Here is a 14,768-nt window from a genome sequence, read left to right on the forward strand (position 1 = left end):
CGGGGTCCGGCGGCCGAGGCGCGGGGGGCTTTCTCGCCGGTTCGGGGTGGCGCCGGTGAGTGAGGCAGGGGGCGGGATCCGGGGGTTGCTGGGCGGGAGCCGGGACTTCCGGCGGCTGCTGGCGGCCGGCCTGGTCTCCCAGACCGGCGACTGGGCGATCGGCACCGGCCTGGCCTTCCACGTCTACCAGCTGACCGGCTCCACGCTGTCCACCGCGATCATGCTGCTGGTCTCGCGGCTGCCCGACGTCGTGCTGGGCCCGCCGGCCGGGATGCTGGCCGACCGCTGGGACCGCCGCCGCCTGCTGGTGACCACGGACCTACTCCTCGCCGCCGGGCTGCTGCCCCTGCTGGCGGTACGCGAGCCGGCCCAGGTGTGGATCGTCTACGCCGTCGCGCTGTGGACGGGCGTGCTCAGCACGCTGCTCGCCCCCGCCCAGAAGGCGCTCCTCCCCCAGCTCGTGGCCGAGTCGCAGCTCGTCCGGGCCAACGCCCTGCACGGGCAGAGCGGCCAGGCCGCCCGCCTGCTGGGGGCGATGGCCGGCGGGGTCGCGGTCGGCGCGGGCGGGCTGGCGGCCGTCGTGTGGATCGACGTGGCCTGCTTCGTGCTCTCGGCCCTGCTGCTGGCCGGCCTGCGGGCGCCGGGCCGGGCCGCCCCGACGTCGCGCCGGGCCGGCGGGCCGCCTGCGCCGGTGCGGGACGCGGGGGTCCGGCTGCTGGTGGCGTACATGGCGATCACGGGGCTGGGCGAGGGGATCTTCGCGACGCTGGCGGCGCCGTTCGTGGCGGACGTGCTGGGCGGTCGCGGAGAGGCGTACGGGCTGTTCCTGTCGGTGCAGGCCGTCGGCGGGATCGCCGGGGGGCTGGCCGTGGCGGCGTACCCGGGGAACGCCTCGCCCCGGGCGCTGCTGGGCTGGGGGACGGTCGTGTTCGGGGCGGTGGACCTGGCGCTGTTCGCGTACCCGCTGGCGTTACCCGCGCTGTGGCCCGCGCTCGTGCTGATCGTCGTGGCCGGCGTCCCTTCGGCGGCCGCGATGGCGGGATTCACCACCCTGGCCCAGACGGTCACCGGCGATGACCGCCGGGGTGCCGTCTTCGGCCTGCTCGGCAGCGCTCATGCGGCCACGGGGCTGCTGGGCATGGCGCTCGCGGGCGCGCTCGGCGACCGGATCGGCATCGTGGCGACGCTGTGCCTGCATGCCGGCGGGCTGGTCGCCGCGGGGGTGCTGGTCCTTCTACGGCGGCGCTGACCTGCTGTCATATGGAATTCGATATCGCACTTTTCCCGATATCGCTATTAGACATCGGCTGATCGCATCTGCTTTGCTCCTGCCCTCTGACCTGATGACGGACGACAGCAAGGACATGGCATGCGACACCTCCGCGCCCGCCGCTACCCGGCCGCGCTGCGGGCGACCGCTCTGACGATCTCCCTCCTGGCGGGCGGCACGCTGACATCGGGGACGGCCACGGCCGCCCCGGCGGCGAGCGCCGAGCGGTCGGCGCCCGTGGGATTCGCGACCGTCCAGCCCACACCGGTGGCCGCGGCCCGGGTCAAGAAGGAACTGCGCGCTCTGGAGGCGTCCTTCAAGGGCCGCATCGGCGCGTACGCCATCGACACCGCCACCGGCAGGACGGTCGCGTACCGGTCGGGCGAGCGGTTCGCGCTGCTGTCCACGTTCAAGGCGATGGCCTGCGCGGCGGCGCTGGACAGGGCCCGCACCTCCGAGCCTGGCCTGATGGACAAGGTCGTCAAGTGGACGGCCGCCGACCTGAAGCCCAACTCGCCGACCACCGAGAAGCACGTCAAGGACGGCCTGACGGTCGCGCAGCTCTGCCAGGCGACCATCACCCTGAGCGACAACACCGCGGGCAACATGGTGCTCAAGCAGATCGGCGGCCCGGCCGGGCTGACCAGGTACTTCCGCACGCTCAAGGACCCGGTCTCCCGCCTGGACCGCTGGGAGACCGAGCTGAACGACTGGACCCCCAAGGACAAGCGCGACACCACCACGCCCGCGGCCATCGCCCGTGACCTGCGCCTGGTCACGGCCGGCAACGCGCTTGACGCCAAAGACCGGGAGCGGCTCAACGCCTGGCTGGTGGCCACCGAGACCGGCGACGCGCGCATCCGCGCCGGCCTGCCCAAGACCTGGACGATCGGCGACAAGACGGGCACGAACTCGGAGATCGGCGCGGCCAACGACATCGCCGTGGCCTGGCCGTCCGGCAGGTCGGGTGCCCCGATCATCCTGGCCGTCTACACCAACCGCGAGGTCGCCGGCCTGCCCGCCGACGACACGGTCATCGCCCGGGCCGCCACGATCCTGGCCCGCGGGCTCGGCAGGCTCTGATGTCACGTCGGGGGACGAAGATCATACGCCTGGGCGCCGCGGGTGCGGCGGCGGGCGTGCTCGTGGCCGCCATCGCGATCCCGGCCGTCGGGGGCGCCGGGTTCGGGTTCGTGACGGCCGCCGGTGAGGTGAACCTCAAGCCCGCCGACCTCGCCGAGCCGCCGCCGGCCGAGGTCACGATCGTGCGGGACGCCAAGGGCGGCGAGATCGCCCGCTTCTACGAGGAGTACCGAGAGGTCGTCGGCTTCGACGAGATCTCCGAGACGATGAAGACGGCCATCGTGTCGATCGAGGACTTCCGGTTCTACGAGCACGGGGCGATCGACATCGAGGGCACGCTGCGGGCGTTCGCGACGAACCTGCAGTCGGGCCGGGTGAGCCAGGGCGGGTCGAGCATCACCCAGCAGTACGTCAAGCAGGTGCTGCTCAACTCGGCCGACACCGAGGCGGAGCGGAACGCGGCCCTGGAGGCGAGCTACGCGCGCAAGCTCAACGAGCTGCGGTACGCGATGGGGATCGAGGAGAAGTACACCAAGGACCAGATTCTCGAGAAATATCTGAACATCGCGTATTTCGGCGCCGGCGCGTACGGGGTGGAGGCGGCGGCCAAGCGCTTCTTCGGCGGGTCCGCGGCCAAGCTGACCCTGCCGCAGGCGGCCACGCTCGCGGGGGCCGTCCAGGACCCGAACGCCACCGACCCCAACCTGGGCAAGCAGCATCGCGAGCGCCTGCTGAAGCGCCGCAACGTGGTCCTGGACCGGATGGCCGAGCTCGGCAAGATCACCACCGCCGAGGCGGCCAAGGCGAAGGCCACCAAGCTCGGGTACAAGGGCACGCAGATCCCCGGCGGCTGCGAGTCCAGCAAATATCCGTACTTCTGCCTGTATGTCCGACACGAGATCCTCAGCAACCCCGACTTCGGCCGCACCGCCAAGGCCAGGCTGACGATGCTCAACCGCGGCGGCCTGACGATCAGGACGACGATCGACCCGGCCATGCAGGCCGCCGCCGACCGGGCCATCAAGCGGTACGTGCACGCCTCCGACGAGCCGGTCGCCTCCGAGGCCCTGGTGGAGCCCGGCACGGGGGCGATCAGGGCGATGGCCGCCAGCAGGCGGTACGGGAGGAGCGCGGCCCGGAACGAGATCTCGTACAACGTGGTCGCCGACGCCGCGCACGGGGGCGGCATCGGCTTCCAGCCCGGCTCCACGTTCAAGACGTTCACCCTGATCACGGCGCTGGAGGAGGGCATGAAGCTGGACGACGGCCTCACCGCCGGCGCCGGCTACCGGGCCCCGGCGTACTCGACGTTCAAGAACTGCGCGGACCAGAGCGTCGGCGACCCGACGCACACCGTCACCAACGACGAGGGCTCCCCCGGCTGGAAGACGCTGCGGAGCGGGACGTGGGACTCGGTGAACACGTTCTTCATGGAGCTGGAGGAGCGGGTCGGGCTCTGCGACACGGTCAAGACGGCCAAGTCGCTGGGCATCCGGCGGGCGGACGGGAAGAAGCTGCAGGAGTTCGAGACGTTCACGCTCGGCATCAACGAGGCGGACCCGGTGACGGTGGCGAGCGCGTACGCGGCGATCGCGGCGCGCGGCACGTACTGCGCCCCGATGGTGATCACCCACATCACGGACAGGAACGGCAAGACCACCCGCTACCGCCCGAAGTGCCGCGAGGCCCTGGAACCGGCGATCGCCGACGCGACCGCCGAGGTCCTGTCCGGGGTGTTCACGAAGGGCACGATGAGCGGAGTCGGGGGCATCGGCCGGGACGCCGCCGGCAAGACGGGCACCACGGACGACTACGCGTCGGCCTGGTTCGCCGGCTTCACCCCGGACCTGGCGGCCGCAGTCAGCCTCGGCGACCCCCGGGGATCCCAGCGTCACAAGCTGACGGGCGTGACGATCGGCGGCCGGTACTACGGGGCCGTCCAGGGGGCCAGCATCCCGGGTCCGATCTGGAAGGACACGATGATGTCGGCACTGAGGGGGGTGGAGCCGACGGCCTTCACACCGATCGACGCCGCGCGCTTCGAAGGGTGCGGCGAGGGCTGCCGCCAGGAGAAGCCGGAGGAGTCCGGCGAAGCGACCCCGGAGGTGACCCTCGGCCCGGACGACATCCTGGAATAGGTCTGCCGTCTGGGCGGCGCTCCACCGCCGGAGGCGCGAGCTCAGGCGGCGAAGCTGATGGTGGCGGGCACGCTTCGGCGGGTCATCTTCGCGTACGGGCACAGCGCGCTCGCCTGCGCGAGCAACGGGGCCGCCGTCTCGCGTTCGACTCCGGGCCAGGTCACGACGAGGTCGGCGCTCAGCTCGTAGTCGCCGTCGGCAGGGTCGCGGGCGAAGGCGACGGCTGCTTCCACGCTGATCGTCTCGGGGTCGAGGAGGTGCCGGCGGGCCAGCAGGGCGAGGACGCCGTGGAAGCAGGCGGCGTATCCGGCGGCGAAGAGCTGTTCGGGGTCCGGGCCGAGGTTGTCGTCACCCATCTCCTCGGGCATCCGCAGCTCCAGGGTGAGGCCGCGGTCGGCGGAGTCGGCCCGGGCGGAAGCTCCGGCGGTCACGGTGACACGCGTGGTGTAGAGCGGTCTGAACGTCGAGCCGCTGTAGTCGTGCTCCGGGGACAATGTCGGGTTGTTCATCGGTACACCTTTCAGTGGCACTCTGTTCTTGGGTTCCAGCAAATTAAGACCGGATGGCGCGGCGTGTTGTGACAGGCCGATCCGGCTTTCCGCCTGCGTGAGCGTTCGAACGGGTTGACGATCCCCATGAGGTCGCGCTCACGTGCCGTGAGTGCGACGACGGCGGTCGCGTACGCGTAGCAGGGCCTTGACGACCTCGCCGGTCCACAGGATGGCCGAGCCGACGGCCAAGCAGGTCATCCACTGCCCGAAGGTGAGATCGGTGGTGGTGAAGAAGCCGTGCAGGGCGTCCAGTTCGACGATGAGCAGCAGCAAGGCGACCACCGCCAGGGTGGCGAGCAGCGGGTTGACGTTGTGCAGGGTCTCGCGGTGGAACAGGCTGCGGGTGGGGTGGCGGACGGTGAGCAGGTTGAACGCCTGGAAGAAGACGAACGTGACGAGCGCCATCGTGCCCGCGACACTGGCCTGGCCCACGGCAGGGGCGGGCCCCGGGGCCCAGACGAGCACGGCGGCGGTGCCGGTCGCCATGATGGCGCTGGTCAGCAGGATGCGGATGAGACGCTCACGGGTGAGGATGGCTTCGCGCGCGGGGCGGGGTGGCCGCCTCATCGCGTCCGGGCTGACCGGGTCCACGCCGAGGGACATCGCGGGCGGGCCGTCCATGACGAGGTTGACGAAGAGGATCTGCAGGGCGGTGAACGGGGCGCCGCCGGCGATGCCGGTCAGCGAGGTGATCAGGAACGTCAGGACGAAGCCGAGCGCGGTGGAGAGCTGGAAACGGGTGAACTTGACGATGTTGTCGTAGACGCCGCGCCCCTCGCGTACGGCGCCCACGATGGTGGCGAAGTTGTCGTCGGTCAGGACCATGGTCGCCGCCTCCTTGGTCACCTCCGTCCCGGTCAGGCCCATGGCGACACCGATGTCCGCCTTGCGTAGCGCGGGGGCGTCGTTGACTCCGTCGCCGGTCATCGCGACCACGTCGCCGCGGGCCTGCAGGGCACCGACGATGCGCAGCTTGTGCTCGGGTGAGACCCGGGCGATCACGCCGATGTCGTCCAGGCGGCGGGCCAGCTCGGTGTCGTCGGAGATCTGGTCGAGCTCGGCGCCGGTGACGGCTTGCCCGGGGATGTCCAGGTCGCGGGCGATGGCCGCGGCCGTCACCGCGTGATCACCGGTGATCATGCGGACCCGGATGCCCGCTTCGTGGCACTGCTCGATGGCCTGCCGTGCCTCCGGGCGGGGCGGGTCGACGATGCCGACCAGGGCGATCAGGACGATGCGGTCCAGCAACTCCTTCGCGTCGTCGCCGGTGTCGAACCCGTCGGCGGGGAAGTCCTGGCGGCCCACGGCCAGCACCCGGCGGCCCTGTTCGGCGAGGGTCGCGTTCTCCTCGTCGTGGCGTCGCCGGGCCTGCGGGTCGAGCTCGGCGACGCCGTCCGGGCCCAGCTGGTGGGTGGCACGTGCGGCCAGGACGTCCGGCGCGCCTTTGACGAAGCAGCGCACGACCGGCCGGCCGTCGTCGTCCGTCCAGTGGTGGAACGTGGCCATGAACTTGTGGTCGGCGTCGAAGGGGATCTCCGCCAGGCGCGGGTGCCGCCGGCGCAGGGCCGTGACGTCGATGTCGCCCTTCTCGGCGAGCACCACCAGGGCGGCTTCGGTGGGGTCGCCGACCACCTCTTCCTCGTCGCGGAGCACGGCGTCGGTACAGAGCGCCATCGCGAGTAACGCCTGGTCCAGGGTGGGAGGTGGCGGGAGGCCGTCCGTGGAGCGGATCCGCCCGTCGACGGCGTAGCCGTGACCGGAGACGGTGAAGCGCCGCTGCGCGAGGACGAGCTCGCGGGCGGTCATCTGGTTGAGGGTCAGCGTGCCGGTCTTGTCGGTGCAGATCTGCGAGGTGCTGCCGAGGGTCTCCACCGAGGACAGCCGCTTGACGATGGCTCCGCGGCGGGCGAGCCGGTCGGTGCCCATGGCCAGCGTGAACGCCACGACCGCCGGCAGCCCCTCGGGGATGGCGGCCACCGCCAGCGAGACCGCGGTGACGAACAGCACGCCGAGCTCCTGTCCGCGCACCAGTCCGAGCACGACCACGATGACGACCACGACGGCGGAGATGAGGGCCAGGGTCCGGCTGAGCACGCTGATCTGCCGTTGGAGCGGGGTCGGGACCGGCTTGGCCGTGGCGAGCAGGCCAGCGATCCGGCCGGTCTCGGTCGCCATGCCGGTGGCGGTGACCAGCATCTCGCCCCGCCCGCGGGTGACCGAGGTGTTCATGAACAACGCGTTCGTCCGGTCACCCAGCGGCGCCCCCTCCTCGACCTGGCCGGCGGCGGACTTGGCGACCGGCTGGGCCTCCCCGGTCAGCGCCGCCTCCCGTACCTCCAGCGCGGACGACGACAACAGCCGCCCGTCCGCCGGCACCCGGTCTCCGGCCTCGACGACCACCACGTCACCGGGAACCAGCTCCTTGGCGTCCAGCCGGGCGAGCCGGCCGTCGCGCCGCACGGTGGCGGTGGTGGAGGTCATCCTCCGCAGCGCCTCCAGCGAGGCTTCGGCGCGGGACTCCTGAACGAAGCCGATGGTGGCGTTCAGCAGCACGACCACGGCGATCGCGAGCGGGGTCTCCCAGTCCCGCGAGATCACCAGGCTGACCGCGGCGGCGACCAGCAGGATCAGGATCATCAGGTCCTGGAATTGGCGCAGGAACGCCCGCCAGCGCGGCTCGCGGGCCGCCTCCCGCAGTTGGTTGGGGCCGTACCGCTCGAGCCGGTGTGCCGCTTCGCCGGTCGACAGACCGTCCTCCGGCGCCGCCTGAAGCCGCAAGGCGACATCGCCCGCCGGCAGCGCGTGCCACGGCACCTGATCCGGTTCGATCATGCGGTCATCCTCCGTTGCTGCGTGACCGTCTCCCGGCCGGCACCGCGTCTCCACCCTGGTGAAGTGCCGGAACAGCTGATGGGAACCCGACGACCATCGGCCGTCCCGCGCACCCGCCGGGATGGGGGGAACTCCGCCCCCTGCTATGACCGAACGACCGAGCCGGTTGTGACAGACAGATCCTTCCGTCCGAGTGACGTGCAGGCGCCGGCCGACGCTAGCCGGTCTCCGGGAAGTCGCCCGGCGGCGGCATGTAGATGTGACGGTGCGTGTAGAGCAGCCCGTCATCCGCCTCCCCGGCCACCGCGAACGGATCCACCGGGCAGTTGTGGTACTCGACCGGCATCGCCTCACCGACCTCCAGGAACCAGATCATCCCCGTGATCCCGCACCTCGTCCTCGCCCGCGTCGGGCTCGATCGAACGGTACGCCCGCCGTCCCGCCGCGATGATCTCGTCGAAGTCGTCGACCAGGTAGTCGGTGCGGGTCAGGATCGAGAGCACACCACCGGCATCACCACCGGCATCACCACCGGCACTGTCCTCTTCGACGTCCGAAACATCCGCAGAAGCGGACGTGAGTTCTCGCCGGTGAGGGCGGCGTGAGCCTCGTCGTAGGCGCGCAACGCCTCCTTCAGGGCGTCGCCATCGGCCTCCTCGCCTGAGGTCCCCGTCATCGCGGCACCATCCGATGCGCACCCGTCACTCACGTACGGCCAGGACCGTCTTCGGGGGCGCCGTGCGGGACTCCAGGGCCGCGTGGACGTCGGCGACCTGGCTCAACGGCACCACCGCCGGCACCGGTTCGTTCAGCACGCCGCGGTGGAGGAGGCCGATGACCGCCGCGCTCGCCGTGGCCACCGACCGCGGGACGAGATGGGCCACCCCGCCGACGCTCAGGCCGATGACCTGGCGGGAGTTCAGCCAGGCGCCGTCGCCGGGCAGTGCCGTGTCGTCGCCGCTGGCGTCGCCGACGATCAGCAGGCGGCCGAACGGTGCCAGGTGCTCGAACGCCCGGCGCCGCAGGTCCCCGCCCACCGGGTCGACCACCACGTCCACGCCGCGCCCGCCGCTCAGCCGCCTGAGGGCGTCGTCGAGGTCGGCGGCGAGGACGACGTCGGTGCACTCCGCGGGGGCCGCCGGGCGTTTGGCCTCGCTGCCGACGACGCCGATCACCTTGCGGGCCGGGTGGGCCGCGGCCATGCGGCACATGGTGCCTCCCAGGCCGCCGCCGGCGCCCAGCACCACGACGTCCTCGTCCGCCCGCAGGCGTGCCAGGTCGTGCAGCGCCATCCAGGCGGTGACGCCGTTCACCAGGGCGCCCGCGACGCGGGCCCGGTCGGCGGCCTCCGGGAGCGGCACGGCCATGGTGGCGTGCGCGACGGCGACCTCCGCGTACCCGCCGGCACGGGCGGCCCTGCCGAAGTCGTTCAGGCAGGCGCCCACGGGCCGGCCGGGCTCGAAACCGGTCACGCCGGGGCCGACCGAGCGTACGCGGCCGGTGACCTCGATGCCCGGCGTGAACGGGACCGGGAAGTCGAAGGCGCCGGCGCGGAACAGGGTGTCGACGAAGCCGACGCCGGCGTACTCCACGTCGATGGCGATCTCGCCCTCGCCCGGCGTGGGCTCCTGGACCTCCACGATCTCCAGAGCCTCGACAGGGCCGGGTTGCTTGACGACGACGGCGCGCATCATGCCCTCCGTTATCGGGATCGACATTACATTCCGACCCGCCTCAACGTACCAGCAGGAGTGATCTTGAAAGGTGGCGGGCCGCCCGGCCACCTCCCCGCCGCGGCGCCCCTGTCGGCATGATCGAGGCATGAAAGTGATCGTGATCGGAGCGACGGGGACCCTGGGCCGGGCCGTCGTCGGCGCGTTGCGACCGGCCCATCTCGTGGTGCCGGCCTCGCGGCGCGGTGAGGTGCGGGTGGATCTGGAGGACCCCGCCTCGCTCGACGCCCTCTTCGCCGCGGTACCCGACGCCGACGCGGTGGTGTGCTGCGCTGCCGGCGGGCCGCTGATCGACCTGGGTACGGCCAAGGACGCGGAGTTCGCGGCCGGGCTGCGCGGCAAGCTGCTGGGGCAAGTCGCCTTGGCCATGCGTGCCGCGCACCACCTGCGGGACGGTGGCTCGATCACGCTCACCGCGGGGACGTTCGCCGCCCCGCTGGCCGGTGGCTCGCTGGGTGCGCTGGTCAACTCGGGCCTGGAGGGCTTCGTCCGCAACGCGGCCGCCGAGCTTCCGCGCGGGCTGCGGATCAACGTGATCAGCCCGGGTTGGGTTCGGGAGACGCTGGAGGCCATGGGCACGGACGGCTCCGCCGGAACGCCTGCCGCCGAGGTCGCGCGGGCGTATGTCGAAGCCGTCGAAGGCTCCGCGCGAGGACAGACGATCATTCCCTGACGGGGGTACGGGACGCCACCGCCCCGGCTCAGTCAGCGGCGATGCGGGCGAGAGCCTGCCGGATCTCGCCCGCGGAGCGGTCAGGCCGTGGCCGCCGCGCCGCCGAGCACCGTGCGGATCTGCTTGCGGGAGGAGATGCCGAGCTTGGCGAAGACCTTGCGCAGGTGCCATTCGACGGTGTGCGGGCTGATGAAGAGCTGCGCGCCGATCTCGGGGTTCGTCAGCCCGTCACCGGCCAGGCGCGCTATCTGCGTTTCCTGGGCGGTGAGCGCGGAGGAGCGCACCTCGGCGGCGCGCTTGCGGACGGTCTCGCCGGTGGCCTGCAGCTCGCGCCGGGCGCGTTCGGCGAACGCCTCGGCGCCCATCTGGCCGAGCATCTCGTAGGCGACGCCGAGTTGCTCGCGCGCGTCGACGCGGCGGTTCTCCCGGCGCAGCCACTCCCCGTAGAGCAGCCGGGTACGGGCGAGCGTCACCCGGACCTCGGTGCTGCCGAGCCGCTCGATCGCCTCGCGGTACAGAGCCTCGGCGGCCGGTCCGGTGCTCGCCTGGGCACGCGCGCTCGCCGACGTGCCGAGGGCCCAGTCGGTGCCACTGGCCTGTGCCAGCTCGTCGATCCGCACGGCGGCCTCGGCCGCCCGGGCCGCCCGACCGCTCCGGGCGGCGGCCTCGACGAGCTCGATCAGCGACCTGATGAACGGGCCTCCGAGTTCCTGCGGGTGCTCGCAGCCTCGCTCCGCCGCGACGTACGCCTCCTCGTAGCGAGCCAGGCCGTTGTACAGCACCGCGCTCGCCCACTGGGTGGCGGCCACCACCATGCCTTCCCGCTGCAGGACCGTGTCCTGCGTGAGCGCTTCGATCGCCTGGCGCGTCGCGGCCTCCCGGCCCTTCCAGGGCTCGAGCACCAGAGCGGCGTACTGGGCGAGGAAGCGGCTGCCCGTCGCCTCACCGATCGCCTCTGCCTCGGCGACCAGCGCGTCGGCGGCGGCGAGCTCGCCGGCGAGGGCCCGGTTCGACACGCGCATGTGGAGGGCCAGCGGCAGCACCGACAGCGTCCCCGTCTCGCGGGCCAGGTCCACCAGCCTCGCCGAGAGCACCGACCAGCTGTCGAAGTCCCAGACGTTGTGGGCCACGCGGCAGGCGAACGGGAGCCAGCCCAGTCCCTCGTCCCTGGAGACCCCTCCGTCGCGGAAGTCCTCCAGGGCCCGCAGGATCATCGGCACGCCCGCCGGGAACCCCTCGGTGGCCACCACGGCCGCGCCGTCCAGGAGCAGATCGTTGCGCCCTGGTGGCGGACCCGGCGGTGCGGCCAGCACCGCCTTGGCGACGTCCACGACCTGAGCGCCGCTCGGCAGGTGGCCGGCCGTCATGGCCGCGTTCAGCGCGTCGCGGTAGGTCTCGCGGGCCAGACCGGTGTCCAGCGGCTCCAGGCGCTTGCCGGCTTTGAGCAGCAGCGGCAGGGCGGCGCCGGCACTGGTGGAGGCGCACACGATCTGACCGCGCAGCAGGTCGGCCTGGGCCCGTTCGCGCTCGTCCAGGGGGCTGAGCTCGGCCGCGTCCAGCAACTCGAGCGCGGCGTCGTACCCGCCGGCCTGATACTTGGCCCGCGCCGCCGCCAGCGCCCTGGCCCCGCGGCGGGCGGAATCGGGGGTCAGCTCGGCCGCCCGCTCCAGGAACGCGGCCGCCGCCGCGACCCCGCCGCGCGCCTGCGCCCGATCGGCCGAGCGCTCCAGCTCGGCGGCAACCGTCTCATCCGGGCCGGTCATCGAGTTGGCCAGATGCCACGCGCGGCGGTCGGGATCGGTCTGCGGATCGGTCGCGTCGGCCAGCGCGCGGTGCACGTGCTGCCGGTCCTGCGGGGCCGCCACCCGGTAGGCCGCCGAGCGTACGAGGGGATGGCGGAACCGGACGCGGGTCCCGATGGTGATCAGCCCCGCCGCCTCGGCCGGCGACGCGGCGGAGGCGTCGATGCCCAGCGACTCGGCCGCGCGGGTCAGCAGGGTCACATCGCCTATCGGTTCGGCCGCCGCGATGAGCAGCAACTGCTGCGTCTCGGCCGACAGCGACTCGACGCGGCGCAGGAAGCTCTGCTCGATCTGGCCGGCCAGCGGCCGCGCGTCCGGACGCCCGAACCCGCCGGCCAGCTCCGCCGGCGTCAGTCCCCGGGGCAGCTCCAGCAGGGCCAGCGGGTTGCCCTGCGTCTCGGCGACGATCCGGTCCCGGACCCGCTCGTCCAGCCGCCCGGGCGTCACGGAGTCCAGCAGCGCGCGGGCGTCGATGTCGCTCAACCGGCCCACCGCCAGCTGCGGCAGCCCCACCAGCTCGGTCTCGAGGCTGGAGTCGCGCACGGCGAGCACCAGCCCGATCGGCTCGGCGAGCAGCCGCCGCGCGACGAAGGCGAGCGTCTGCGCGGAGACCCGGTCCAGCCACTGGGCGTCGTCGATCAGACAGACCAGCGGCTCCTTCTCCGACACCTCGGCGAGCAGGCTGAGCACGGCCAGCCCGACCAGGAAGCGGTCCGGCGGATGTCCCGCGCTCAGGCCGAACGCGGTTTGGAGCGCGTCGCGCTGCGGGCCGGGCAGGCGAGCGAGATGGTCCAGGAACGGGGCGCACAGCTGGTGCAGCCCGCCGAAGGCCAGCTCCATCTCCGACTCGACGCCGGCCGCCCGGGCGATGCGGCAGCCGGACGCGCTGCCGCGCGCGAATTCCAGCAGCGCCGTCTTGCCGATGCCGACCTCGCCGCGTACGACCATGACCGCGCTGCGGCCGGCCTGCACGGTCCCCACCAGCCGGTCCAGCGTCTCGCACTCGATCAGCCGGCCACGCAGCTGCGGCCTGGGATCCCTGCCGATCACCAGGACCGCCCGACCGGCACGCCGGCCGCGACAGGGGCGCTGTCGCGGCTCATGTGTTCATCCGTCCCGGTGTATCGCCGCTCGGCCGAGGACTCGGAGGAGATCATGGGCTTCCACATCTGTCAGGGTTCGACAAATCGACGCAGCGCACAGGTCGGTGCGCGAGTGGGAGCCGTGCCGACGACCGGGTCAGGCATCGTTCCCTCGAAAAGGTGCGCACGACAAATGGAAGCAGGCGCGGTGAGCTGCGGTCGAGGCAGAACCACAGGCAGAAGTACGCAACGGCTCCACCCCTCGCCCGGGGACGAGGGAGCGGCGAGGGGTCCGGAGCTATCGGCGGGCTACAGCTTGGTGTAGCAGGGCCCGTCGAACGTGTGCGCCTGCGCCGTGGGCCCCACGAAGAAGTCCTTCACCGTGGTGACCCCCGTGGTCGCCTTGTCGTCCACCTTGTTGATCAGGGTCTGCCGGAACACCGAGGCGCCCGTGGCGTCCGCGTAGTTGCCGGCCTCCGGGGGCAGCATGCCCTCGTAGTCGACCGTCTTCAGCGTCTTGACCGCCGCCAGCAGACCCTTCCGGCTGACGTCCCCGCCGGCCACCATCTGGTCCAGGGCCGCCTTCAGCGGGTACGCCCACGCCCAGCCCGACGTGTAGCCGTCGTTGGGGGTGACGCCGGGCAGCGCGTCGCGCATCGCCTTGTGGCCGGGCGTGTCGGCGTCCCAGGGACGGCCGGGGGCCGACTGCTCGTACAGGGCCTTCAGCGCCGGTGCCGCCGGCGACTGCAGGAGGGCGGGGTTCCAGGTGGGGCCGGTGCCGATGAAGCGGCCCTTGTAGCCGGCCGCGGCCGTCTGGCCGACGATCGTGGCGGCGTCCGCGGGGCCCGTCGTCAGGATGACCAGGTCCGGCTTGTTCTTGGTGATCTCCGTGATGGCCCGGCCCTGCTCGGTCGCGCCCGTCGGGGTCTCGACGCTGGTGAACTTCAGGCCGTTGCGCTCGGCGGCGAACTTGGCGCCGGCCGCGGCGTCGGCGCCGTAGTCGCCCGCCAGGTGGACGGCCATGACCGACTTCGGCTTGTACGTGTCCATCGCGTAGTCCACCGAGTTCATGGCCTCCACGCAGTAGTTGGAGCCGGTCTCGATGATGACGTCCTCGAACTCCCAGGCCGAGGTCCAGGAGGCGGGGGCCGCGACGATGTTGTTGGCCTTGAGGTCGCCGATGATGGCCGCCGTCGTCGGCGAGCCGAGCGTCTGGGCCAGCCCGAGCACCTGGTCCTTGATCTCGTTGTAGACCTGCCGGTGCACCTCCGGGTTGTACTTGTTGTCCTTGACGTACCTGGTGACGTCCACCTCGTACTTGCCGCCGATGCCGCCCGCCTTGTTGACGCGGGCCCAGAACGCCTTCTGGGCGTCGGTGATCGGTACGGCCAGCGCGGCGAAGGGGCCGGAGGTCAGGTCGGAGACCGTGCCGAGGTAGATGCAGCCCTTCTTGGTGTCGACGGCTGAGGGGCAGGGTTCGGCGGTGACGCCTGGAGCCTGCGCGGCGGCGCCCTCACCGCCCTGATCGTCCCCCCGGAAGACACCGCATGCGGACAGCAGGGCCATTATGGCGATAAATCCGGTTGCGGAGCGACTCTTCATCG

Annotated in this window: 12 protein-coding genes; 4 read left to right on the forward strand and 8 right to left on the reverse strand. The window is 72.2% G+C overall.

Annotated features, from left to right (window positions below; all coding sequences use genetic code 11):
- The first annotated feature begins 55 nt into the window (after positions 1-55).
- The 3 genes from ACBJ59_RS40550 (at position 56) to ACBJ59_RS40560 (ending at position 4,491) form a co-directional block, all read left to right on the forward strand.
- Complete coding sequence (locus ACBJ59_RS40550) at positions 56-1,249, forward strand: MFS transporter (protein WP_375115429.1); 1,194 nt, start codon at positions 56-58, stop codon at positions 1,247-1,249.
- A 120-nt stretch (positions 1,250-1,369) separates the two neighbouring features.
- Complete coding sequence (bla, locus tag ACBJ59_RS40555; protein WP_375115430.1) at positions 1,370-2,353, forward strand: class A beta-lactamase; 984 nt, start codon at positions 1,370-1,372, stop codon at positions 2,351-2,353.
- Positions 2,353-4,491, forward strand: a complete 2,139-nt coding sequence (locus tag ACBJ59_RS40560) for a transglycosylase domain-containing protein (RefSeq protein ID WP_375115431.1) — start codon at positions 2,353-2,355, stop codon at positions 4,489-4,491. The genes bla and ACBJ59_RS40560 overlap by 1 nt, the downstream gene beginning before the upstream one ends.
- A 41-nt stretch (positions 4,492-4,532) precedes the next feature.
- Here ACBJ59_RS40560 and ACBJ59_RS40565 read toward each other — a convergent pair whose 3' ends face one another.
- The 6 genes from ACBJ59_RS40565 to ACBJ59_RS40590 all read right to left on the reverse strand — a co-directional run bounded on the left by ACBJ59_RS40565 (position 4,533) and on the right by ACBJ59_RS40590 (position 9,568).
- Positions 4,533-5,000, reverse strand: a complete 468-nt coding sequence (locus ACBJ59_RS40565; RefSeq protein WP_375115432.1) for an Ohr family peroxiredoxin — start codon at positions 4,998-5,000, stop codon at positions 4,533-4,535.
- A 138-nt stretch (positions 5,001-5,138) separates the two neighbouring features.
- Positions 5,139-7,874: a cation-translocating P-type ATPase gene (locus ACBJ59_RS40570; protein WP_375115433.1), complete on the reverse strand. Its 2,736-nt coding sequence runs from the start codon at positions 7,872-7,874 to the stop codon at positions 5,139-5,141.
- Positions 7,875-8,091: 217 nt separating this feature from the next.
- A complete protein-coding gene (locus tag ACBJ59_RS40575; protein WP_375115434.1) occupies positions 8,092-8,250 on the reverse strand; it encodes a hypothetical protein in 159 nt (52 codons plus the stop codon).
- Positions 8,225-8,377: a hypothetical protein gene (locus ACBJ59_RS40580; RefSeq protein ID WP_375115435.1), complete on the reverse strand. Its 153-nt coding sequence runs from the start codon at positions 8,375-8,377 to the stop codon at positions 8,225-8,227. Before ACBJ59_RS40580 ends, ACBJ59_RS40575 begins: the two co-directional genes overlap by 26 nt.
- On the reverse strand, positions 8,362-8,550 hold the full coding sequence (locus tag ACBJ59_RS40585) for a hypothetical protein (protein ID WP_375115436.1): 189 nt from the start codon (positions 8,548-8,550) through the stop codon (positions 8,362-8,364). Before ACBJ59_RS40585 ends, ACBJ59_RS40580 begins: the two co-directional genes overlap by 16 nt.
- A 25-nt stretch (positions 8,551-8,575) precedes the next feature.
- Positions 8,576-9,568: a zinc-binding alcohol dehydrogenase family protein gene (locus tag ACBJ59_RS40590; RefSeq protein ID WP_375115437.1), complete on the reverse strand. Its 993-nt coding sequence runs from the start codon at positions 9,566-9,568 to the stop codon at positions 8,576-8,578.
- 127 nt (positions 9,569-9,695) lie between these two features.
- Between ACBJ59_RS40590 and ACBJ59_RS40595 the strand changes: the two genes are divergently transcribed.
- Positions 9,696-10,280 (forward strand): short chain dehydrogenase, encoded by a 585-nt coding sequence (locus ACBJ59_RS40595; RefSeq protein WP_375115438.1) that lies wholly within the window; start codon positions 9,696-9,698, stop codon positions 10,278-10,280.
- 80 nt (positions 10,281-10,360) lie between these two features.
- Here ACBJ59_RS40595 and ACBJ59_RS40600 read toward each other — a convergent pair whose 3' ends face one another.
- Positions 10,361-13,132 (reverse strand): AAA family ATPase, encoded by a 2,772-nt coding sequence (locus ACBJ59_RS40600; RefSeq protein ID WP_375115439.1) that lies wholly within the window; start codon positions 13,130-13,132, stop codon positions 10,361-10,363.
- Between the two features lie 341 nt (positions 13,133-13,473).
- Positions 13,474-14,766 (reverse strand): ABC transporter substrate-binding protein, encoded by a 1,293-nt coding sequence (locus tag ACBJ59_RS40605; RefSeq protein ID WP_375115440.1) that lies wholly within the window; start codon positions 14,764-14,766, stop codon positions 13,474-13,476.
- Between the last annotated feature and the right edge of the window lie 2 nt (positions 14,767-14,768).

This window comes from Nonomuraea sp. MTCD27 (assembly GCF_041950495.1).
In the GTDB taxonomy this organism is placed as follows: Bacteria; Actinomycetota; Actinomycetes; order Streptosporangiales; family Streptosporangiaceae; genus Nonomuraea.